The 20,882-nt window shown below is 72.1% G+C and carries 23 protein-coding genes; 8 read left to right on the top strand and 15 right to left on the bottom strand.

The window, feature by feature from the left end:
• Positions 1–4 precede the first annotated feature (4 nt).
• From glnII to AB0E07_RS01240, 3 genes are all read right to left on the bottom strand, one after another.
• Positions 5–1,033, bottom strand: a complete 1,029-nt coding sequence (glnII, locus tag AB0E07_RS01250) for a glutamine synthetase (protein ID WP_362245072.1) — start codon at positions 1,031–1,033, stop codon at positions 5–7.
• Positions 1,034–1,441: 408 nt separating this feature from the next.
• Positions 1,442–2,113: a hypothetical protein gene (locus AB0E07_RS01245; RefSeq protein WP_362245070.1), complete on the bottom strand. Its 672-nt coding sequence runs from the start codon at positions 2,111–2,113 to the stop codon at positions 1,442–1,444.
• Between the two features lie 148 nt (positions 2,114–2,261).
• Positions 2,262–2,624 carry an arsenate reductase family protein gene (locus AB0E07_RS01240; RefSeq protein ID WP_362245068.1) on the bottom strand — a complete coding sequence of 121 codons (363 nt, stop codon included), beginning with the start codon at positions 2,622–2,624 and terminating at the stop codon, positions 2,262–2,264.
• A gap of 234 nt (positions 2,625–2,858) precedes the next feature.
• Between AB0E07_RS01240 and AB0E07_RS01235 the strand changes: the two genes are divergently transcribed.
• Both AB0E07_RS01235 and AB0E07_RS01230 read left to right on the top strand, forming a co-directional pair.
• Positions 2,859–3,173, top strand: a complete 315-nt coding sequence (locus AB0E07_RS01235; protein WP_362245066.1) for a hypothetical protein — start codon at positions 2,859–2,861, stop codon at positions 3,171–3,173.
• 184 nt (positions 3,174–3,357) lie between these two features.
• Complete coding sequence (locus AB0E07_RS01230) at positions 3,358–4,698, top strand: DUF2252 domain-containing protein (protein ID WP_362245064.1); 1,341 nt, start codon at positions 3,358–3,360, stop codon at positions 4,696–4,698.
• Between the two features lie 17 nt (positions 4,699–4,715).
• On the opposite strand, the gene AB0E07_RS01225 is transcribed toward AB0E07_RS01230, so the two are convergent.
• Positions 4,716–5,219, bottom strand: coding sequence for a DUF1269 domain-containing protein (locus tag AB0E07_RS01225; protein WP_362245062.1), 504 nt, complete (start codon positions 5,217–5,219; stop codon positions 4,716–4,718).
• Positions 5,220–5,505: 286 nt separating this feature from the next.
• Here AB0E07_RS01225 and AB0E07_RS01220 point away from each other — a divergent pair, with 286 nt between their 5' ends.
• Complete coding sequence (locus tag AB0E07_RS01220; RefSeq protein ID WP_362245060.1) at positions 5,506–5,778, top strand: hypothetical protein; 273 nt, start codon at positions 5,506–5,508, stop codon at positions 5,776–5,778.
• 7 nt (positions 5,779–5,785) lie between these two features.
• Here AB0E07_RS01220 and AB0E07_RS01215 read toward each other — a convergent pair whose 3' ends face one another.
• The 4 genes from AB0E07_RS01215 to glnA all read right to left on the bottom strand — a co-directional run bounded on the left by AB0E07_RS01215 (position 5,786) and on the right by glnA (position 9,276).
• Entirely contained in the window at positions 5,786–6,373 is a 588-nt protein-coding gene (locus AB0E07_RS01215; protein ID WP_362245058.1) for a hypothetical protein, read from the bottom strand.
• 2 nt (positions 6,374–6,375) lie between these two features.
• Complete coding sequence (gene htpX, locus AB0E07_RS01210; protein ID WP_362245056.1) at positions 6,376–7,290, bottom strand: zinc metalloprotease HtpX; 915 nt, start codon at positions 7,288–7,290, stop codon at positions 6,376–6,378.
• A gap of 120 nt (positions 7,291–7,410) precedes the next feature.
• On the bottom strand, positions 7,411–7,674 hold the full coding sequence (locus AB0E07_RS01205; protein ID WP_362245054.1) for a hypothetical protein: 264 nt from the start codon (positions 7,672–7,674) through the stop codon (positions 7,411–7,413).
• 192 nt (positions 7,675–7,866) lie between these two features.
• Positions 7,867–9,276, bottom strand: a complete 1,410-nt coding sequence (glnA, locus tag AB0E07_RS01200) for a type I glutamate--ammonia ligase (RefSeq protein ID WP_362245052.1) — start codon at positions 9,274–9,276, stop codon at positions 7,867–7,869.
• 210 nt (positions 9,277–9,486) lie between these two features.
• Here glnA and AB0E07_RS01195 point away from each other — a divergent pair, with 210 nt between their 5' ends.
• The gene (locus tag AB0E07_RS01195) at positions 9,487–9,954 is read left to right on the top strand and encodes an RDD family protein (RefSeq protein WP_362245050.1); all 468 of its coding nucleotides are present in this window, start codon (positions 9,487–9,489) and stop codon (positions 9,952–9,954) included.
• A 110-nt stretch (positions 9,955–10,064) separates the two neighbouring features.
• On the opposite strand, the gene AB0E07_RS01190 is transcribed toward AB0E07_RS01195, so the two are convergent.
• From AB0E07_RS01190 to lipB, 4 genes are all read right to left on the bottom strand, one after another.
• Complete coding sequence (locus AB0E07_RS01190) at positions 10,065–10,766, bottom strand: DUF4191 domain-containing protein (protein ID WP_362245048.1); 702 nt, start codon at positions 10,764–10,766, stop codon at positions 10,065–10,067.
• Positions 10,767–10,868: 102 nt separating this feature from the next.
• Positions 10,869–11,069 carry a hypothetical protein gene (locus AB0E07_RS01185; RefSeq protein WP_362245046.1) on the bottom strand — a complete coding sequence of 67 codons (201 nt, stop codon included), beginning with the start codon at positions 11,067–11,069 and terminating at the stop codon, positions 10,869–10,871.
• Between the two features lie 273 nt (positions 11,070–11,342).
• Positions 11,343–12,308, bottom strand: a complete 966-nt coding sequence (lipA, locus tag AB0E07_RS01180) for a lipoyl synthase (protein ID WP_362245044.1) — start codon at positions 12,306–12,308, stop codon at positions 11,343–11,345.
• Positions 12,309–12,429: 121 nt separating this feature from the next.
• A complete protein-coding gene (gene lipB / locus AB0E07_RS01175; RefSeq protein WP_362245042.1) occupies positions 12,430–13,227 on the bottom strand; it encodes a lipoyl(octanoyl) transferase LipB in 798 nt (265 codons plus the stop codon).
• Positions 13,228–13,461: 234 nt separating this feature from the next.
• On the opposite strand from lipB, the gene AB0E07_RS01170 reads away from it, so the two are divergent.
• Positions 13,462–14,901: a regulator gene (locus tag AB0E07_RS01170; protein WP_362245040.1), complete on the top strand. Its 1,440-nt coding sequence runs from the start codon at positions 13,462–13,464 to the stop codon at positions 14,899–14,901.
• Between the two features lie 290 nt (positions 14,902–15,191).
• Here AB0E07_RS01170 and AB0E07_RS01165 read toward each other — a convergent pair whose 3' ends face one another.
• Both AB0E07_RS01165 and AB0E07_RS01160 read right to left on the bottom strand, forming a co-directional pair.
• Positions 15,192–16,547 (bottom strand): NAD(P)/FAD-dependent oxidoreductase, encoded by a 1,356-nt coding sequence (locus tag AB0E07_RS01165; protein WP_362245038.1) that lies wholly within the window; start codon positions 16,545–16,547, stop codon positions 15,192–15,194.
• Between the two features lie 182 nt (positions 16,548–16,729).
• Positions 16,730–17,626 carry a TIGR01777 family oxidoreductase gene (locus AB0E07_RS01160; RefSeq protein ID WP_362245036.1) on the bottom strand — a complete coding sequence of 299 codons (897 nt, stop codon included), beginning with the start codon at positions 17,624–17,626 and terminating at the stop codon, positions 16,730–16,732.
• Positions 17,627–17,709: 83 nt separating this feature from the next.
• Between AB0E07_RS01160 and AB0E07_RS01155 the strand changes: the two genes are divergently transcribed.
• Complete coding sequence (locus tag AB0E07_RS01155) at positions 17,710–18,213, top strand: GNAT family N-acetyltransferase (RefSeq protein WP_362245034.1); 504 nt, start codon at positions 17,710–17,712, stop codon at positions 18,211–18,213.
• A gap of 151 nt (positions 18,214–18,364) precedes the next feature.
• Here AB0E07_RS01155 and AB0E07_RS01150 read toward each other — a convergent pair whose 3' ends face one another.
• A complete protein-coding gene (locus AB0E07_RS01150) occupies positions 18,365–19,549 on the bottom strand; it encodes a MarP family serine protease (protein ID WP_362245032.1) in 1,185 nt (394 codons plus the stop codon).
• Positions 19,550–19,736: 187 nt separating this feature from the next.
• On the opposite strand from AB0E07_RS01150, the gene AB0E07_RS01145 reads away from it, so the two are divergent.
• Together AB0E07_RS01145 and AB0E07_RS01140 are read left to right on the top strand one after the other, a co-directional pair.
• Entirely contained in the window at positions 19,737–20,555 is an 819-nt protein-coding gene (locus AB0E07_RS01145) for a peptidoglycan recognition protein (RefSeq protein WP_362245030.1), read from the top strand.
• Positions 20,556–20,644: 89 nt separating this feature from the next.
• Positions 20,645–20,869, top strand: a complete 225-nt coding sequence (locus tag AB0E07_RS01140; RefSeq protein WP_362245028.1) for a hypothetical protein — start codon at positions 20,645–20,647, stop codon at positions 20,867–20,869.
• Positions 20,870–20,882 lie beyond the last annotated feature (13 nt).

Raw genomic sequence — 20,882 nt, 5'->3', positions numbered from 1 at the left:
CGGATCAGGCCTGGCCGGCCTTCTCCAGGGCGGAGCAGCAGGTGTCCACCAGGAGGCGGGTCACGACGTAGGGGTCGACGTTGGCGTTGGGACGGCGGTCCTCGATGTAGCCCTTGCCGTCCTTCTCGACCTGCCACGGGATGCGGACCGAGGCACCGCGGTTGGAGACACCGTAGGAGTACTCGTTCCACGGGGCGGTCTCGTGCAGACCCGTCAGACGGTCGTCGATGCCGGCGCCGTAGTTCTTGACGTGGTCGAGGGGCTTGGAGCCCTCACCGAGGGACTCGGCGGCGACGATGATCGCCTCGTAGTTCTCGCGCATCGCCTTGGTGGAGAAGTTGGTGTGCGCGCCGGCGCCGTTCCAGTCGCCCTTGACCGGCTTGGGGTCGAGGGTGGCGGAGACACCGAAGTCCTCGGCGGTGCGGTAGAGCAGCCAGCGGGCGACCCACAGGTGGTCGGAGACCTCCAGCGGCGAGACCGGGCCGACCTGGAACTCCCACTGACCGGGCATGACCTCGGCGTTGATGCCGGAGATCGCCAGACCCGCCTTCAGGCAGTTGTCGAGGTGCGCCTCGACGACGTCACGGCCGAAGATCTCGTCCGCGCCGACGCCGCAGTAGTAGCCGCCCTGCGGGGCCGGGAAGCCGCCCTTGGGGAAGCCGAGCGGGTAGCCGTCCTTGAAGAACGTGTACTCCTGCTCGATGCCGAAGATCGGCTCCTGGGAGGCGAACTTCTCGGCGACCTCGGTCAGCGCGGCACGGGTGTTGGAGGAGTGCGGCGTGAGGTCGATGTTGAGGACCTCGCACAGCACGAGGATGTCGTCGCCGCCGCGGATCGGGTCCGGGCAGGTGAAGACCGGCTTGAGCACGCGGTCCGAGGAGTGGCCCTCGGCCTGGTTCGTGGAGGACCCGTCGAAGCCCCAGATCGGCAGCTCGGCGCCCTTCGCGTCGTCGCCAAGGATCTTGGTCTTCGAGCGCAGCTTGGCCGTCGGCTCGGTGCCGTCGATCCAGATGTACTCAGCCTTGAAGCTCACGGGCCACATCCTTCGGGGTGGGTCTCTAGGCGCACTTGCGGGTGCTGCGGCGCTGCGGCACTGGGGCGCCGCCTTCGATGCCCGCGAGCCTGTCAACAGGCGATTTCCCGGTCATTGCTCGAATGTGAACCCCGTGTTACCTGGTGGTGCTGTGGCGCGACTCACGCTGTGAGGGGCCAGATGGAGCCCCGCGGGCGGGGCGCGCGCCCCGGGGCGCGGGGCTCGTATGCGATGGGATTACGACGGCCCGGCACCCGAGGCGGGCGGGCCCGGACCCCGGACACGCGGGTCCTGCCGCCCCCGGCCGGGAGCGGCAGGACACCTGACACGTACGGGGGCGCGAGGCGGAGACGTCAGGAACCCCCCGGCCCGACGTATCGCCTCAGCCCCTCCCCGGCGACCTCGGCCTCACCCCACCTTCTCGATCACGGCCCGGCGGATCAGGAACTTGCCGGGCTCGCGGACCTGCTCGAAGGCCGCGTTGTTCAGCAGCACGCAGGAGCCGGAGACCGAGGTGACCTCGACCGTCGTGGACTTGTTGTTGTCCAGGTTGGTGACCTTCAGCTTCGTCCCGGCGGGGAACTGGTTGCTGGACGCGGCCGGAGCGCCGCCCTCACCGGAGAGGGTGACGGTGGAGCCGTTGCAGACCTGCTGTCCGGAACCGGGCTGCGCGGGCTGCGCCTGTCCGGCCGGCTGGGAGGGCTGCGCGGGCTGCGCCGACTGCTGGGACCCGGCGGGAGGCGTGGCCGGCTGTGCTGCCTGGGAGCCCTGAGCCGACTCCCCGACGACGCACCCGGACGCCTCCTGCTGGACCTTGATCTGCGCGATGACCGCCTCGCGGTTGGCGATGCGGGCCTGCGACTGGGCGTCCGGGCTCGCCTTCTGCCCCTCGATGAACCGCTGGTTGTTGCCGAGCGCGGTGGCGAGTCCCTGGCAGACGGTCGACTCCGCCGCGGACTTCGGCGACTGCGCGGCGTTCGAGGTGGCCGCCATGACGAAGGCGCCGCCTCCCGCCACGGTCGCGGCGGTCACCAGCAGGGCCACCTTCTTCTTCGTGCTGAGCGTTCTCCTACGCGACATGCGCGCCTCCTGGGAGTCGGGGGAGAGTACGCCGCTATGTACGAGATCCCGAACGAAGTTACTCAGTGGTCACGCGAACGACTTCAAGTAACGTATGTCACAGGGAAGTTGAGTCCCGCTCACGACCGGGCCCCACCCGCCGCGCACCTCACTTGCGGGACAGCGCGTCGCGCACCGCGTCCTCCGTGCGGGCCACCACCGCCGTGCCGTCGTCCGCGGTGATGATCGGCCGCTGGATCAGTTTCGGGTGGGCCGCCAGCGCCGCGATCCACCGCTCCCGGCCCGCCTCGTCGCGGGCCCACTCCTTCAGCCCCAGCTCCTTCGCCGCCGCCTCCTGGGTGCGGGTGATGTCCCACGGCTCCAGCCCGAGCCGTTCCAGCACCTCCCTGATCTCGTCCTCGCCGGGCACGTCCTCCAGATAGCGCCGGACGGTGTACTCGGCGCCCTCGGCGTCCAGGACGGTCAGCGCGCCGCGGCACTTGGAACAGGCGGGGTTGATCCAGATCTCCATGGCGAACACCGTAGACGGTCCGCTCCGGGAGCCGCTCTGTTCGAATTCCCCGCGCCTCAGGAGTCACTCCCCGAGCTGCTGTGACGGGTTCTCAAGTACCTTTCCCACCTGCGCATTTGATGACATGCGCGGTCTGCTCATTGTCAGTGCGGGGCAGTAGAATATGAGAAGTGTTCGAGGGTGTCGCCGGAGCGTCCGGACGGACGGCGCCCCGACCGCGACAGGAGGATGCCCGTGCCCGCTGCCGCACTGAAGCCGAAGCCGCTGCCGACCCAGTCCACCGCGAAGCGACCGGTCCTGCTGGACCTGCCGTACGCCCCGCTGGCCAAGAGCCCCCTGCCCGCCGGCCGCCCGCGCGACTGGTACATCACCCACAACCGCCGGCTCAAGGCCCTGCGCCTCGCCATAGCCCTGCTCGACTCGGGCGTCCACGTCCCGAACCAGGCCCGCAACGAGACGATCCGGGACACGGCGGAGCTGATCGGAGTCCACCCGCCGTCGGACACCACGTGCCACATGGTGCGCGCGCTGATGCGCTACTCCCGCTGATCCGGGGCGCCGGGTGCCCGATCGTCACGGGCACCCGGCGCCCCCGGTGCCTGCCGTCACCCGTTCGCCCTACGGGGCATGCGCCCGCCCCGGCCCCGTTCTTCACTGCCATCAAGAGGTGGTGAGCGGGCGACCGGGGAGGTCCGATGGAGCGTCTGCGGGTACCCAGGGTCCCGGCCCGCCCATGAGCGCGCCCGCCGACCGCGCCCGGCGCGGAAAGGACGCCCGCAAGCGGGTACCCCGCTCCGCGCACGCCCTGTGGCTGCCCTCCGTGGACCGGCCCGACCCCGTCGGCGTACTGGAGCGCCAGGGCCGCGACCGGCTCCCGGAACTGCTCCCGATCCGGTACGGCCGGATGTCCGCCTCGCCCTTCGCCTTCCTGCGCGGCGCCGCCGCCGTCCTCGCCGCCGACCTGGCCGCCTCCCCGCACACCGGCCTCACCGTCCAGCTCTGCGGCGACGCGCACCTGCTCAACTTCGGCCTGTACGCCTCCCCGGAGCGCCGGCTGCTCTTCGACCTCAACGACTTCGACGAGACCTTCCCCGGCCCCTTCGAATGGGACGTCAAGCGCCTCGCGGCCAGCGTCGCCGTCGCCGCACGCGAGAACAGCCACCGCGAGACCGACGTGCACCGCTCGGCGCTCGCGGCCGCCGCCGCGTACCGCACCGGGATGCGCCGCCTGGCCGGCCTCGGTGAACTCGACGTCTGGTACGAGCACATCGACGCCGACACCCTGCTCGCCCTCGCCCGCGGCACCCGGGGCCGCCGCCGGGTCGGCGCCACCCTCACCCGCGCCCGCCGCCGCACCAGCCTCCAGGCCCTCGGCAAGCTCACCGAGACCGTGGACGGCCGCCGCCGCATCATCCTGGACCCGCCGCTGCTGGAGGCGGCCGGCGCCTCCGACACCGCCGCGCTGCGCAAGATCTTCAGCGACTACCGCTCCACCCTCGCCGAGGAGCGCCGGCTGCTGCTCGACCGCTACCGGTTCACCGACGCCGCCCGCAAGGTCGTCGGCGTCGGCAGCGTCGGCACCCGCTGCTTCATCGTGCTGCTCGCCGGCCGCGACGCCGACGACCCCCTGTTCCTCCAGATCAAGGAGGCCCGCAGGTCGGTACTGGAGGAGCACCTGCCGACCGGGCCGTACGTCCACCCCGGGCGCCGCGTCGTGGCCGGCCAGCGGCTGATGCAGGCCGCCGGCGACATCTTCCTCGGCTGGATGACCGGACCGCAGGGCCGCGCCTACTACTGGCGCCAACTGCGCGACATGAAGGGCTCGGTGGAGGTCGCCGCCATGGGCCCGCGCGAACTGCGCCGGTACGCCCGGCTCTGCGGCACCGCGCTGGCGAGGGCGCACGCCCGCTCGGGCGACCGGATCGCGATCGCCTCCTACCTGGGCGGCTCCGACACCTTCGAACGGGCCGTCGCCGACTTCGCGACGAGCTACGCGAACCAGACCGCCACCGACCACGCGGCTCTGCGCGCGGCGGTGGCGGCGGGTGTGCTCCGGGCGGCCCCGGACGTGTGATCCCGGGCCGTCCGGGCTCAGGCCGAGGGCTGCTTGAGCGCCGCCTCGATGGCCTCGCGCAGATGGTCCTCGTCGGCCTTGCTGAGCGAGGTCTGCACCAACTCGCCGCCGAAAGGCGTCAGCTGGGGGATCACCTTGTCCTCCGCGGCCTTCTTGACCAGGACGAACAGCGCGCCCGCCCCCGGGCGCAGATTCTCGCTGAGGTCCTTCATGAAGTTGTCGTTGATACCGGTGTCGGTGACCGCGCCGCCCGCGGCACCGGCCGCCGCGCCCACCGCGGCGCCGAGCAGCGGGGCCAGGAAGAGCAGTCCGATCACACCGCCCCACAGCGCGCCCCCGGCCGCGCCGACGGCCGTGTGGCTGACCGCCTGGTGCAGCTTGATCTTCCCGTCCTGGCGGCGCTCGACGACCACCGCGTCCTCCAGCTCCACCAGATGCTGCTTGGACAGCTCGAACAGCTTCTCGCGCACCTGGTTGGCCGTGGCGACGTCGTTGTAGGCGATGACGAAGAGATCGCTCATCGTGAGGCACCCCTGGTTCCGTACGAGATCTCCTGTATTGCGGCTTTTGCGCAACCGCTCCGACTCTAGGGCGGCGGAAAAGGGGATGCACGCCGAGTGACCGCCTTCCTACGCTGGATACGCGCAGCGGAGCCCCCCTCATCCGGTTCCCGCAGGACCGGCGTCACCCGGCTGACACGGGGCTACTCTCTACGCACCGACGGCCGGACGCCCCGCCCCCGGCGTCCCCCCGCCCCGTCGCGTCCAGTACCGCTCCGTCACCCACCCACGCCCACGGAGGCCCGTGATGGGCACCATCGTCATCTCCGGGACGGTCGTCCTGGTCGTCCTGGGGTTCGGAAACCCCCTCTACTGGCTCGCCGCGGTCGCCGTGCTCTTCCTGTACGTGCGCTACGGGCGGGACGCCTCGTCGGCCACCCGGCCGGGCGGTTCCGGCGGGATGCCGTCGGACTACCGCTCCTACCGGGACCGGCGCGACACCCAGGCCAAGTGGGAGCGCCGCTACCGTCGCGAGCGCCCCCTGGAAGCCCGTCGGCAGGAGCGCGGCCCGCGCCGCTGAGGTCCGGTCACAACCCGGGGGCACCCCACACCGGGAACCAGCGGGCGAGGTCCTCCTCCATCCGCAGGTCGTCACCGAGCGCCGCCCTCACCCTGAGTTCCAACGCGTTGTCGCGCCGCTGTCCCTCGCCGGGCAGCGGCGCGAAGGGGTAGAAGGTCCCGCGCTTGTACAGGTAGACCAGCGCCAGCGCGCGCTCCCCGGCCGGGTCGCGGAAGCCCGCCAGCGAGCAGAGCAGCTGCGGGCCGAAGCCGTTGGCCTCCATCGCGCTGTTCACCGCGTGCAGATCGTTCACCAGCTCCGGGAGCCGGTCCGGCGCGCGCTCGGACACCAGCCACGAGTAGCCGTAGCCGTCCCGGGTCAGCCGTACCGGAGAGCCGTCACGGTCCGCGTCGGCGTCCAGCAGCGCCTGGACCTCGCGGTGGGTCTGCTCGAAGGCCGCGCCCTCGACGGTGGCGAAGCACACCGCGCCGCTCCCGGTCGGCACCAGACCGGTGGCGGCCTCCAGCGTCACCGCGGCCGAGGGCAGCGCGAACAGGCGGTCCAGATCGGGCGCGACCGGCTTCGTACGGCCGAGCAGAACGTCCAGCAGTCCCATGGTCAGGCCCCTCCGGGAGCCGCCGAGCCCAGCTCGTCGGAGATCCGCCCCAGCTGTTCCAGCCGCTGCTCCAGGCTCGGGTGCGTGGAGAACAGCCGTGCGAGGCCGGGGTTCCGGCCGAGCGCCGGGGTGAAGTAGAAGGCGTTGAAGGCCTGGGCGGTGCGCAGGTCCTTGGTCGGGATCCGGGCGATGTCGCCGCTGACCTTGGTGAGCGCGGCGGCCAGCGCCGAGGGCCGTCCGGTGAGCAGTGCCGCCGCCCGGTCCGCGGCCAGCTCCCGGTACCGGGACAGGGCCCTGATCAGCAGGAAGCTGAGCGCGTACACGGCGGCCGACACCCCCATCACGGCGGCGAGGGCGACCGCGGTGTTCTGGTCCCGGCGCCCGCCGCCGAACAGCTGGCTGTAGAAGGCGAACCGCACGATCAGCCCGGCGATCACCCCGAGGAACGAGGCGATCGTGATCACGGCGACGTCCTTGTGCGCGACGTGGGACAGCTCGTGCGCCAGCACGCCCTCCAGCTCCTCGGGCTCCAGCCTGCGCAGCAGCCCGGTGGTCACGCACACCACGGCGTGATCGGGACTGCGCCCGGTGGCGAACGCGTTCGGCATGTCCAGGTCGGACACGGCCACGGCGGGCTTCGGCATGCCGGCCAGGGCGCTCAGCCGGTCGACCACGCCGTGCAGCTCCGGATACTCCTCGCGCTCGACGGCCCGCCCGCGCATCGCGAACAGCGCTATCCGGTCGGAGAACCAGTACTGCGCGCCGAGGAACCCGGCGGCCACCACCACGACCAGCACCCACGACTTCAGCAGCACGATCAGCGCGGCCACGAAGGCCACGTACAGCAGACCGAGCAGGAACAGCGTGATCCCCATCCTGGCGGTCAGTCGCCGGTCGCTCGCGAAGCGGCTCCGCATCTGCATCACCCCGCAGTCAGGCACTCGTCCCACTGCCAGTGTGCATCGCCCGCGGCCGATGGCGCGGTACGGAATGTGCCCAGGGAGGGCAGAGGCTTCCCGTGCGATCGCCCGGGGCGATCAGTAGGAGCCGCCCCGGAGGTTCACGTACCCGAGCAGCACGATGACCGCCGCCACGATGCCCAGCACCACGACGGTGGTGATCCACGACCGGTGCCGGCCGCGCCGCGGCGGATCCGGGTCGCCGCGGAAGGGCACCGGTCCGGGCGGGTTCTCCTTCCAGCGCGCGGCGAGCATCCGCGCCCGCGCCGACGGTTCCTTGTGGGCGGCGTCATCAGCCCATTTGATGTCGAACTCTCGTTCGGCATCGTCCTGTTCGGACATCCCCGTGACCCTTCTCGAACATCAGTACCCTCCACGATACGCCGACCGTCCGGACCGGTCCGCCTCCTTCCAGGGGTTCGCGGACCGGTCCGGAAACGACCGCCGGCCGTGCCCTTCCGGTGAGGGAAGGACACGGCCGGCGGCCCACAGACGGTCCAGGAGCACGGACGACCGCGCTGACCTGGGGCTGGATCACACGTCGAAGTAGAGCTCGAACTCGTGCGGGTGCGGACGCAGCTGGAGCGGGGCGATCTCCGTGGTGCGCTTGAGGTCGATCCACGTCTCGATCAGGTCCGGCGTGAAGACGTCGCCCTGGAGGAGGAACTCGTGGTCGCGCTCCAGCGAGTCGAGGACCGCCGGGAGCGAGGTCGGGACCTGGGCCACGTTCGCGTGCTCCTCGGGAGCCAGCTCGTAGAGGTCCTTGTCGATCGGCTCGGCCGGCTCGATCTTGTTCTTGATGCCGTCCAGGCCCGCGAGCAGCAGGGCCGAGAAGGCCAGGTACGGGTTGCCGGAGGAGTCGGGCGCGCGGAACTCGACGCGCTTGGCCTTCGGGTTGGAGCCCGTGATCGGGATACGCATGGCCGCGGAGCGGTTGCGCTGCGAGTACACCAGGTTGATCGGCGCCTCGAAGCCCGGCACCAGGCGGTGGTAGGAGTTCACCGTCGGGTTGGTGAACGCCAGCAGCGACGGGGCGTGCTTGAGGATGCCGCCGATGTAGTAGCGGGCGGTGTCCGACAGGCCCGCGTAACCGGCCTCGTCGTAGAACAGCGGGTCGCCGTTGGTCCACAGCGACTGGTGCACGTGCATGCCCGAGCCGTTGTCACCGAAGATCGGCTTCGGCATGAAGGTCGCGGTCTTGCCGTTGCGCCAGGCCACGTTCTTCACGATGTACTTGAAGAGCTGGAGGTCGTCCGCGGCGGCGAGCAGCGTGTTGAACTTGTAGTTGATCTCGGCCTGGCCGGCGGTGCCCACCTCGTGGTGCTGGCGCTCGACCTTCAAGCCCTGGCGGTCCAGCTCCAGGGAGATCTCGGCGCGCAGGTCGGCGAAGTGGTCGACCGGCGGGACCGGGAAGTAGCCGCCCTTGTAGCGGACCTTGTAACCACGGTTGTTCTCGACGGCGCCGGTGTTCCAGGCGCCCGCCTCGGAGTCGATGTGGTAGAAGGACTCGTTCGCGCCGGTCGCGAAGCGGACGGAGTCGAAGACGTAGAACTCGGCCTCGGGACCGAAGTACGCGGTGTCCGCGATCCCGGTCGAGGCGAGGTACGCCTCCGCCTTCTTCGCCACGTTGCGCGGGTCACGGGAGTACTGCTCGCCCGTGATCGGGTCGTGGATGAAGAAGTTGATGTTGAGCGTCTTGTCGCGGCGGAAGGGGTCGACCCGGGCGGTCGACAGGTCCGCGCGCAGCGCCATGTCGGACTCGTGGATGGCCTGGAAGCCGCGGATCGACGATCCGTCGAAGGCGAGCTCCTCGTCCGGGTCGAACGCCTCGACGGGCACCGTGAAGTGCTGCATGACGCCCGGCAGGTCGCAGAACCTGACGTCGACGAACTTGACGTCCTCGTCCGCGATGAACTTCTTGGCCTCGTCGGCGTTCTGGAACATCCAGCTCCTCCTACTCCCGACCGTCCGTGCCGGGGTGGTAGTTCGTTCGTGCGGCCAGTGCGGTGGCACAGTCTGACCTCGACCCTAGGGACGCGTGATTTCTCGTGCGTGACCCATTTGTTTCGCACAAGTTAACCGGGTCCTGTTCCACCGTAGCCCCGACGCACCCCGGCTGTCCTGGGTCATATACGGGCGCAGTACCGTGGACGGGTGGACAACAGGCAAGCAATCGGATCGTGGCTCTCCGGCCCCCGCGCGGCCATGGAAGAGGCCGGTGTCGACTTGGGGTACCGGGGCGAGCAACTCGGTCTGCCGGAGCACGGGCCGGGCTCCGTCGCCCGCCCCGGCCGCCGGCTCGGGGCCCTGGCCGTGGACTGGGGCCTGTGCCTCTTGATCGCATACGGCCTGATCACCCAGGGCTATGACTCGGTGACCGGGAACTGGGCGCTGCTGCTGCTCTTCCTGATGAGCGCCCTGACGGTCGGCACCGTCGGCTTCACTCCGGGTAAGCGGCTCCTCGGGCTCAGGGTCGTCGCCCTCGACACCGGCCGGGTCAACCCGCTGCGGGCCCTGCTGCGCAGCGCGCTGCTCTGCCTCGCCGTACCGGCCCTGGTCTGGGACCGTGACGGCCGGGGCCTGCACGACCGGCTGGCGCGCACCGTCCAGGTCCGCATCTGACCCCGCGCGCGCGGCTCGCACGCACGCAGAACGGACTCGCACGCACGCAGAACGGAGGGGGCGCCCGGTGAAATCCGGGCGCCCCCTCCGTGTCGTGTCGTCTCGGGAGGTCAGCGAGCCTTCGGCCCGCCCTTGGGGAGCTTCATTCCCTTGGGCATCGGGCCCTTGGGCAGCGGCATGTTGCTCATCAGGTCGCCCATGGCGCGCAGCCGGTCGTTGGTGGCGGTCACCTGGGGGCCGGACAGCACCCGCGGCAGCTTCAGCATGGTCGTGCGCAGCTTCTTGAGCTGGACCTGGTCCTCGCCGGTGCCGACGATCAGGTCGTGCACGGGCACGTCCGCCACGATGCGGTTCATCTTCCTCTTCTCGGCGGCCAGCAGGCTCTTCACCCGGTTCGGGTTGCCCTCGGCCACCAGGACGATGCCGGCCTTGCCGACGGCCCGGTGGACCACGTCCTGGCTGCGGTTCATCGCCACCGCGGGGGTGGTCGTCCAGCCCCGGCCGATGTTGTCCAGCACGGCCGCCGCGGCGCCGGGCTGTCCCTCCATCTGCCCGAAGGCCGCCCGCTCGGCTCGGCGCCCGAACACGATCGCCGTCGCGAGGAAGGCGAGCAGGAGGCCCAGGATGCCGAGATAGATGGGGTGACCGATCAAGAAACCGATCGCGAGGAAGACACCGAAGGTGACAATTCCTACAGCCGCGAGTACAAGACCGATCTTCTTGTCGGCCCTGCGGGTCATCTTGTAGGTCAGGGCGATCTGCTTCAGTCGCCCGGGGTTAGCAGCGTCCGCTGCAGTTTCCTTCCTCGCCATGGCACGAAGTCTACGTGTCCCCCGGAGTGCCGACGACGGCAGTGTCCGGCGGGGAAACCGCGGAGGAATCCCAGGGGGATTCCGGCGGAGGCGGGGAGGTGATCAGGAACGCACGGAGAAGGTCTGATCCAGAACCCGCTGGGCCTCGACCCGGTCCTTGGCGCGGCGGCGGTCCTCCAGGACGGAGGTCCAGGCGTTCTGACGGGCGGTGCGCTGGCCGCCGCTCATCAGCAGCGACTCGACGGCGCGCAGCGCGGTGGAGAAGGACGGGATGGCGGTGGCACGAACCGGCGCGGCCTGCATGGTGGAGGTCCCCCTCGTAGCGGTTCCCGGGTACGGAGTGCACGTGGCGTGAAGCCAGGCTCACAGATTGGTGTTACCAGGGCGTGACTGACCGGTCAAACGCCCATGAAGCCTTGTGAGGTACCTCAGAAACGCGGACGCGGTCCTGCCATGTGCCCTCAACTGGGACGATGGTCAGGACCGCGCCGAATTGGCCGTTACTGGCGGGTAGTTGCTTGTGCGTGAATTCACACGCGCGCACTCTCCGTGCTGGGCAAGGAGGGTGACGGTGCGTCAGACGGCCTGGGAGGCGATGTACGCGCCCCGCTTCTCCACCGCCATCTGATACAGCCGTCCGGCGCGGTAGGAGGAGCGCACCAGCGGGCCGGACATGACGCCGGAGAAGCCGATCCGCTCGGCCTCCTCCTTCAGCTCCACGAACTCCTGGGGCTTGACCCAGCGCTCCACGGGGTGGTGGCGCACGGAGGGGCGCAGGTACTGGGTGATGGTGATCAGCTCGCAGCCGGCCTCGTGCAGCTGGCGGAGTGCCTCGCTGACCTCCTCGCGGGTCTCGCCCATGCCGAGGATCAGGTTGGACTTGGTCACCAGGCCGAAGTCGCGGGCCTCGGTGATGACCTTCAGGGAGCGCTCGTAGCGGAAGCCGGGGCGGATCCGCTTGAAGATCCTCGGGACCGTCTCGACGTTGTGCGCGAAGACCTCGGGCCGGGACTCGAAGACCTGCTGGAGCAGCTCCGGGACGGCGTTGAAGTCGGGGGCGAGCAGCTCGACCTTGGTGCGGCCGGCCTCGCGGGCGGCGGTCTGCTGGTGGATCTGGCGCACGGTCTCGGCGTACAGCCAGGCGCCGCCGTCCTCCAGGTCGTCGCGGGCGACGCCGGTGATGGTGGCGTAGTTCAGGTCCATGGTGACCACGGACTCGCCGACGCGGCGGGGCTCGTCGCGGTCCAGGGCCTCGGGCTTGCCGGTGTCGATCTGGCAGAAGTCGCAGCGCCGGGTGCACTGGTCGCCGCCGATGAGGAAGGTCGCCTCGCGGTCCTCCCAGCACTCGTAGATGTTGGGACAGCCGGCTTCCTGGCAGACCGTGTGCAGGCCCTCGCTCTTCACGAGCTTCTGCATCGCGGTGTACTCGGGACCCATTTTCGCCCGCGTCTTGATCCACTCGGGCTTGCGCTCGATGGGGGTCTGGGCGTTCCGGACCTCCAGGCGCAGCATCTTGCGTCCGTCGGGTGCTACTGCGGACACATCGGCTCCCTGCTGATTGACTAACGAAGCATTCGATTCTTCGGCGTACACCAGGGTACGCCCGTGTTTACTCGGTCCCCCTGTGAGGCCAACCTCATGGCCGCAGGCTTGATTCCCGCGGTCAGGCGGTCGCCCTCTCGATCTCCCGCGGCTGGAGGTCGGCGTTCTCCAGGACGTCCGTCAGATGGCGCTCCACGACGGGCAGCACCTCGGCGATGGTCACGTCCCGGCCCAGCTCGGCGGCGAGGGAGGCGACGCCCGCGTCCCGGATGCCGCACGGGATGATCCGGTCGAACCACTTGTTGTCCGGGTTCACGTTGAGCGCGAAGCCGTGCATGGTGACGCCCTTGGCGACCCGGATGCCGATCGCCGCGATCTTGCGGTCCTCGCGGCGCTGGCCCGCGTTGGAGGGCGCGTACTCGGGGCCGTTCAGCCGCGGGTCGAACTCCTCGTCGTGCAGCCGGGGGTCGAAGTCCAGGGACAGCCCACCGAGGGCCGGCCGGGACTCGACCGGGTCGCCGAGCACCCACACACCGCTGCGGCCCTCGACCCGGCTGGTCTCCAGGCCGAACTCGGCGCAGGCGCGGATCAGGGCCTCCTCCAGCCGCCGCACGTGCGCCACCACGTCCACCGGACGCGGGAGCTTCTGGATCGGGTAGCCGACCAGCTGGCCCGGCCCGTGCCAGGTGATCTTGCCGCCGCGGTCCACGTCGATCACCGGGGTGCCGTCCAGCGGGCGCTCGTTCTCCGCGGTGCGCCGCCCGGCCGTGTACACCGGCGGGTGTTCGAGCAGCAGCACGGTGTCGGGGACCTCGTCGGCGAACCGCGCCGCGTGCACCCGGCGCTGCTCGTCCCACGCCTCCTGGTACTCGACGGCGTCGGAGCCGAACCCCATACGGACGAACCGCAGCTCACTCACGGCAAGCGCCTCCCTGGACGACGTAAGGCACGAAGGATGCCTACGCCACTGTACGACTGACCGTCGGACGTCAGCTCCGGGGTCAATCCTCACACGATCGGATGAACGGGTGAGGAAGTGTGCGATCACCTGCTCACTCTCCGCTACATTCGCGCCGTTCGCAGAGGCCATAAGGGCTGCTCACAGGCAATCCGGGCAAGTCAAGAGCCCGGAAGGCAGGAGACCGCACCGCAGATGACGGAACGACCCGCGCAGCGCACTCCCAACCGACAGCTCGCCGCGCTCATCGCAGAAGCGGGGTTCTCCAACGCGGGTCTGGCCCGTCGTGTGGATCAGCTCGGACTCGAACACGGGCTGGACCTGAGATACGACAAGACCTCCGTGACCCGGTGGCTGCGCGGACAGCAGCCGCGCGGCACCACCCCCGCCCTCATCGCCGAGGTCTTCACCCGCCGCCTCGGACGCCGGCTCACCGCCCAGGACCTCGGCCTGGACGCCTGCGCCCCCGTCTACGCCGGCCTGGAGTTCGCCGCCACCCCCGAGGAGGCCGTCGACATCGTCAGCGGCCTGTGGCGCAAGGACTCCGGCAGCCACGCCGAACTGCGCAAGATCGCCTTCACCCCGGCCGGGCTCGTGGTGCCGAGCCGGGACTGGCTGATCGGCCGCGCCGACGACCGGGTCGCGCACGGCGAGACGGTCGTCAGGGTGCCCGTGCAGCCGGGCCGTCCCGCCGTGCCCCGCCAGCGCGGCCAGGCCGAACGCGGCCCCGGCCAGCGGGTCACCGGCGGCGACATCAGCGCGCTGCGCTCGGTCGGCGAACTCTTCCGCACCCTCGACAACATGTACGGCGGCGGCCACGCCCGGCAGGCCCTGGTCCGCTACCTGGAGCACGAGTGCGAGCCGATGCTGCGCGGCACCTACGGCGAGCAGACCGGCCGCAGACTGTTCGCGGCCGCCGCCGACCTGACCCGCCTGGCCGGCTGGACCTCGTACGACATCGCCGCGCACGGCCTCGCCCAGCGGTACTACGTGCAGTCGCTGCGGCTCGCCCAGGCCGCCGGGGACCGGGCGTACGGCTCCTACGTCCTGGTGACCATGAGCCGGCAGGCCGTCTATCTCGGGCACGGCCGGGAGGCGGTGCAGCTCGCCCGGGTGGCCCAGCAGGGCGTCGGCACCAACGCCCCGCCCACCGTCCAGGCGCTGCTGCACTCCGCCGAGGCGCGCGGGCACGGGGTGCTGGGGGAGGTGCGGGCCTGCACGGCCTCGCTGGTGCGGGCCGAGCGCGCGCTGGAGGCGGCCCGCGCCGGGGACGAGGTGCCGCACTGGGCGCGCTTCTTCGACGAGGCGCAGCTGGCGGACGAGTTCGGGCACTGCCACCGGGACCTCCAGCAGTTCCGGGCCGCGGCCCAGCACGCCGAACGCTCGCTCCAGCTGCGCGCCCCCGCCTTCGCCCGCAGCCGCCTGTTCTGCCGGATCGTCCTCGCCTCCGCCCGCCTCGGCCTCGGCGAACTCGACCAGGCGTGCAACCTGGGCGCGGAGGCCGCGGGCCAGGCGGCGGAGATGCGGTCGGTCCGGGCGGTGGAGTACATCCGGGACTTCGAGCGCAGGCTGGAGCCGTACAAGGACGCCGCCCCGGTCCGCGGCTACCGCGACAAGGTCGCGGCGTTGGCCTGACCCCACGAGGCACCGCCGGCCCCCGGCACCGGCGGTACCCCGGCCCTGACCGGGCCCACCGGAGTGTGGGGCCGCCCCGGACAGCGTGGGGCCGCCACCCGGCTTCGCCCGTCGGCGCGCCCGGAGCGTGGGCCCGGGGCGCCCGAGGGTGTCCGGGCCCGGCGGGGGCCGCGCCCGTCGCACCGTACGGCGGTTCTCGGCGCCCGCCCCGCGTCGGTACGACGCGATACGGCCCACCCGCCCCGCGGGCGCGCCCGTTCCGTCGGGTCCCGTCGCGGGGGCGGGTGCCGCTACGCCGCTCGCGGCACCGTCGGTACGGGGTCCGCGCGGTGCAGGGAGCCCGTGGCGCCGAGGTCCGCCACGAGGGCGTCGGTCGCGCGGCGGGCCGAGTGCAGGGCGCCCTGGACGGTCCCGGTGTCGCGGTGCTCGCCGCAGATGTACAGGCCCGCCAGCAGGCGCACCGGCCGGTGCGGGTCGTACGGCGGCCGCACGGAGGGGACGGCCTCCGGCGTGTGGTGGACCGCGAGGGTCTCCCAGCGGGCCGTGGACGTGCCGTAGAGCCGGGCCAGATGGGTGCGGACCGCGGTGTCGAGGTCGGCGGGCGGAGGTCCGAGCACGGTGGACGACACCAGGGCCCGGCCCGCCGGCGCCCGCGTCGGGTCCACCGCGCTCAGCACCGCCGTGTGCGCCACCGGACCGCCCCGGTCGGCGTCGAGCAGCAGCGCCCCGCCGGTCGCGGGCGCCTCGTCGGTGGTGTGGTGGACCACCGTCACCGGGTGCGCGTCCGGCACCCGCAGCCCCGGCAGCAGCTCCGCCGCGGTGCGCGCGCCGGTGGCCAGCAGGACGGCCCGGCACCGGAAGACCCCGTGCTCCGCCGTGGTCACCGAGGTGGTGGAGACCGAGGTGACCCGCACCCCGGTGTGCACGGTCCCGGCGGGCAGCGACCGCGCGAGCAGGTGCGGCAGCACCTCCGCGCCGCCCTCCGGCACGCACAGCCGCCCGGTCGCGAAGAAGTGCAGCGCCAGATCCGCGCCGCGGCCGGACACCGCCGGTTCCGGATCGCACATCAGGGCAGCGAGCAGCGGCCGCACGAAGCCGTCGACGGTACGGGCGGACAGCCCGCGCGCCGCCGGAGCCCGTCCGTCCGGGGACGGGGACGGGGACTCGGGCCGGGCCAGCAGCCGGTCCGCGGGGGTGCCCGCGAGCCGGGCCAGCGCGGCGACCAGCCGGGCCTGGTCGACCGCCGTGCCCAACGGCGCGCGCGGCGCCGAAGGGGGCCGGGGGGCGCTCGCGAGGGCGCGCACGGTGTGGAGTGCGCCCCTCGCGCCACCCTGGGACGCCGCGGCGCCCACCCGGTGCCGGCGCCCGTCACTGTGCAGCAGGACCCCCGGGTCGAAGGCGCTCAGGGTGAGCGCGTCGAGCCCCGGCGTCAGCCGTAGCTCGGGATACGACGTGGACATCAACCGCCCGACGCGGTCGAGCCGGAAGCCGTCGACCTTCTCCGTCGCCATGCGGCCGCCCACGTCATGGGCGGCCTCCAGGACTGCGGTCGTCATTCCTGCGCTGGTCAGCCGTTGCGCCGCCGCGAGGCCGGCGATCCCGGCTCCCACCACGACGACGTCCGCCTGGTACGCGGGCTCAAGCACGTGCCCCTCCTCGAGGTTGCGCGGCCGGTGGAGACGTCATGCCCCCAACTGGCTCCGGGGATACCCGAGTTCGGGTCGAGGTTAGGGCTGGGACCGGTCGGCGGAAGTCGCGCATCGGCAGGGCACGGTCGCACGGCGGTCGCATACGGACGAGAGGAGGGACACGCGAACGGCCCCGCCGCTCACAGCGCGGCGCGCAACGCCCCCTCGATGTCCGGGTGCGCGAACACGAACCCGGACTCCGACAGCCGCCTGGGCACCACCCGTTGACTGCCGAGCACATCCCCGGCCATCTCCCCGAGCACCGCCTTCAGCGCCGCGGACGGCACCGGGAACGGCGTGGGCCGGCGCAGCACCCGCCCCATCGCCGCCGTGATCTCACGGTTGGTCAGCGGCTCCGGAGCGGTCACGTTGAACGGCCCCGACAGCCCCTCGGTGGCCAGCAGATGCCGGATCGCCGCCACCTCGTCGTGCAGCGAGACGTACGACCAGTACTGCCGCCCGTCGCCCATCCGCCCCCCGAGCCCCGCCTTGAACAGCGGGAACAGCCGTTGCCAGGCCCCGCCGTCCCGGGACACCACCAGACCGGTGCGCACGCACACGGTCCGCACCCCCGCCCGCCGGGCCGGGTCCGCGGCACCCTCCCACTCCACGCACAGCTCCGGCAGGAAGCCCGCGCCGGGCGGCGCGTCCTCGTCGACGACCCGGTCGCCGGTCTCCCCGTAGTAGCCGATCGCGCTGCCCGACACGAAGACCCGGGGCGGCTCGTCCAGCCCCGCCACGGCCTCGGCGAGCGCCGCCGTGCCCAGCACCCGGCTGTCCCGGATCCGCCGCTTGTACGCGTCCGTCCAGCGCCGCGACCCCACCCCGGCGCCCGCGAGGTTGACGACCGCGTCGCACCCGGCGAGCCCCGCCGTGTCCACGGACCGCGCCTCGGGGTCCCAGCGGACCTCGTCCGGCCCGCGCGGCGCCCGCCGCACCAGGCGCACCACCTCGTGCCCGTCGGCCGTCAGCGACCGCGCCAGCGCGCCGCCGATCAGCCCGGAGGCACCCGCCACCGCGATCCTCGAAGGTTCCATGACTCCATCCTGTGCCCGATTTTTCGAACACCAGACATAAATGCCTGGTCAGACCGGCCGCTTCCGGTCGTAGGGTGACCCCCATGCCCGCATCACGCCCTGAGCCGCCCCACATACGCACCGCCCAGCCCGACGACGAGAAGGCGCTGGCCCGACTCGACCATGACACCTGGTCGACGCTGCACGCGGTCACGCCCCGCCCGGAAGACCCGACGGGCCCCTTCTTCGACGAGCGCCACCGGCCGGAGGACTACCTCGTCGCCGAGGTCGCGGGCCGCGTCGTCGGCTACATCCGGCTCGCGTACCCCACCCCGCTCGCCTCCAACGCGCATGTCCGCCAGATCCAGGGCCTGGCCGTCCTGGACGACGCGCGCGGGCACGGCGTGGGGCGCGCGCTGATCCGCGCGGCCGTCGCCGAGGCCCGCGAACGCGGTGCCCGCCGCCTCACCCTGCGCGTCCTCGGCCACAACGCCCCGGCCCGCGCGCTCTACGCCTCCGAGGGCTTCGCGGTGGAAGGCGTCCTGCCCGAGGAGTTCTGCCTGGAGGGCACCTACGTCGACGACGTCGTCATGGGGCTCCGTCTCTGAACTGGTCGGCCGCCGCCGCGGACCGCCGCCTGCGCACCGCCAGCGCGAGGGCGGCCCCCGCCAGCAGCAGGGAGATCACGAAGAACACGGTCACGACAGTCTCCGAGGGGTGAGGCCGGCCGGGACCCTCATCATCGGGGAGCGGACCGCCCTACGACGTGATCAGGTCGCCCGTGTCCACCGGCTCCGTCGCCCGCGCCGCCCGCTCGGCGTCCTCGGCCACCTCGGCGGCGGTCAGGACGTAGCCGGTCTCGTCGTCGGAGGTGGAGCGGGCGAAGACCACGCCGTACACCCGGCCCTCGGTGGTCAGCAGCGGGCCGCCGGAGTTGCCGGGCCGGACGGTGGAGCGGATCGAGTAGATCTCCCGGGTCACCGTCCCGTCGTTGTAGATGTTCTGCCCGGTCGCCCGCACCCGGTTCGCCACCGTGGCCGCCCGGAGGTCCAGGTCACCGTCGTTCGGATAGCCGGCGACGACCGCGGAGTCGCCACGCGCCGCGTCGTCCACGAAGGGCAGCACAGGCGCCCGCAGCTCGGGCACGTACAGCACCGCCACGTCCTTCGCCGGGTCGAACAGCACGACCCGCGAGGCGTACGCCCGCCCCACCCCGCCGACCCGCACGCTCGGCTCGTCGATGCCGGCCACCACATGGGCGTTGGTCATCACATGCCGCGGCGCGTACACGAAACCGCTGCCCTCGCGGCCCTGGTTGCCCGAGGCGCCCTCGATCTTGACCGTGCTCCGCTTCGCCGCCGCGGTGGCGGCCGGGGTCACGCTGTCCCCGGTGGGCCGCGCCACCTCGGCCGTCGTCTCGTTCTCGAAGGGGTTGAACACCTGCGGGAAGCCCGCCTCGGTGAGCGCGGAGGTGGCCCGCGAGAACCAGCCGGGCGTGGCGTCCGGCATCGCGTCCTGCACGGTCCCCAGCAGCCGGGAGTCCCGGATCGCCGACGTCAGCAGCGGCGACGAGGACGCGGCCAGCACGCTCGCCGCCACCCAGGCCACGATCAGCACCGCGACCGAGTTGGCCACGGCCCCGCCGACCCCGTCGGCCACCCGCAGCGGCCCGCCGGACAGCTCCCGGCGCAGCTTCAGCGCCAGCCGCCCCGCCAGCTCGTGCCCCACCCCGGCCGGCAGCAGCACCGTCAGCACGGCGGTCACCGTCGCCGTCGTCGTGCCCGGTGTCACCAGGCCCATCACCCAGGGCAGCACCCACACGCCGACGACGGCGCCGCCCACGAAACCGGCGAGCGACACGCACCCGGCGACCAGCCCGCGCCGGTAGCCGGACGCCGCGTAGGCCAGGACGACCAGCAACAGCAGGATGTCGAGCAGGTCCACGGAGCCGCCTTTCTCTCGGACCATCCAGTACGCACGGAACGGGCCCGGTGATCAGTCGCGCGCGGTGGCCCGCCGGAACCGGCCACGCACACGCCCACCTCGGAAAACGCCGCAGAACGGGACGATGGTTCCACCGGGTGGCAGAACACACGTCGCGAGCACCGCGGATCCGTCGGACAGTGGGTCCATGCGTGTCGTGCGACCGGCTTTCCGAAGAACACGTGAGGCGCTTCGACGCCGTGCCGACCGGATACCCGGCACCGCCGCCGTCGCACTCGGCTGTCTGCCGGGCCTGGCCGCCGTCACGGCGCTGCTGCTGTGCGCGAGCGGTGTGGAACGCCCCGACCCGGCCGCCGCCCGGCCCCTGGCGGCCCGGCACGCCGTGGGCCACACCGCGGCCCGGCCGGACGTCGTGCCGCGCTCCCGGTGGCTCGACGCGGAGACCCGCAGGGACCAGCCCCCGCCCCGCTACGACGACCGGGTCGTCGCCGTCTTCGTCCACCACACCGACTCGCCCAACGGCTACGACTGCGCGGACGCCCCGCGCATCATCCGCTCCCTGTACGAGGGCCAGACGGGATCCCGGGACTGGGACGACATCGGCTACAACTTCCTCGTCGACCGCTGCGGCACCATCTACGAGGGCCGGGCCGGCGGCGTCACCCGCCCCGTCACCGGCGCCCACACCCAGGGCTTCAACCACCGCACCGCCGGCATCGCCGCCCTCGGCACCTTCACGGCCGGCGCCGAGGTGCCCAGGGCGATGACCGACTCCATCGCCGCGCTCGCGGCCTGGAAACTCGGCCTGACCGACACCGACCCCCGCGGCCGGGCCCGCCTGGTCTCCAGCAACAACTACAGCCGGTACCCCAAGGGCTTCACCGCCACCCTGCCCGCCGTCGCCGGCCACCAGGACGGCTACATGACCAGCTGTCCCGGCGCCGCCCTGGCCGCCCGCCTCCCCGCGATCCGCGACCTCGCGGCCCGCTACCAGGGCCGGGACTGACTCCCACAGCCACACCACAGCGGACCCGCAGCGCCCTCAGATCCCACCGCCCTACCGTCGACCGCACAAGCCGACCGGAGGTGGGGATCATGAACAGCGGCAGCAGCAGCATCGGCAGCGGGAACGGGAACGGGAACGGGAACGGCAAGAGGGTGTGGACGGTGGTCTGCGCGGTCGCGACGGTCGTCCTCGGACCGGCCGCCGTCACGGCCTCGGCGCTCGACCAGGCCAACGCGGCCCCGCGGCACCACACGGTGAAGGCCGAACAGACCCAGGCCTACCTCCCGTCCGACCCGACCCGCCGACGCCAGTAGGGCGTGTTTCGCC

Source organism: Streptomyces sp. NPDC048002 (assembly GCF_040653275.1).
In the GTDB taxonomy this organism is placed as follows: Bacteria; Actinomycetota; Actinomycetes; order Streptomycetales; family Streptomycetaceae; genus Streptomyces.
The sequence above is the reverse complement of the archived record's forward strand: the minus strand, read 5'-3'. Positions and strand labels throughout refer to the sequence as shown.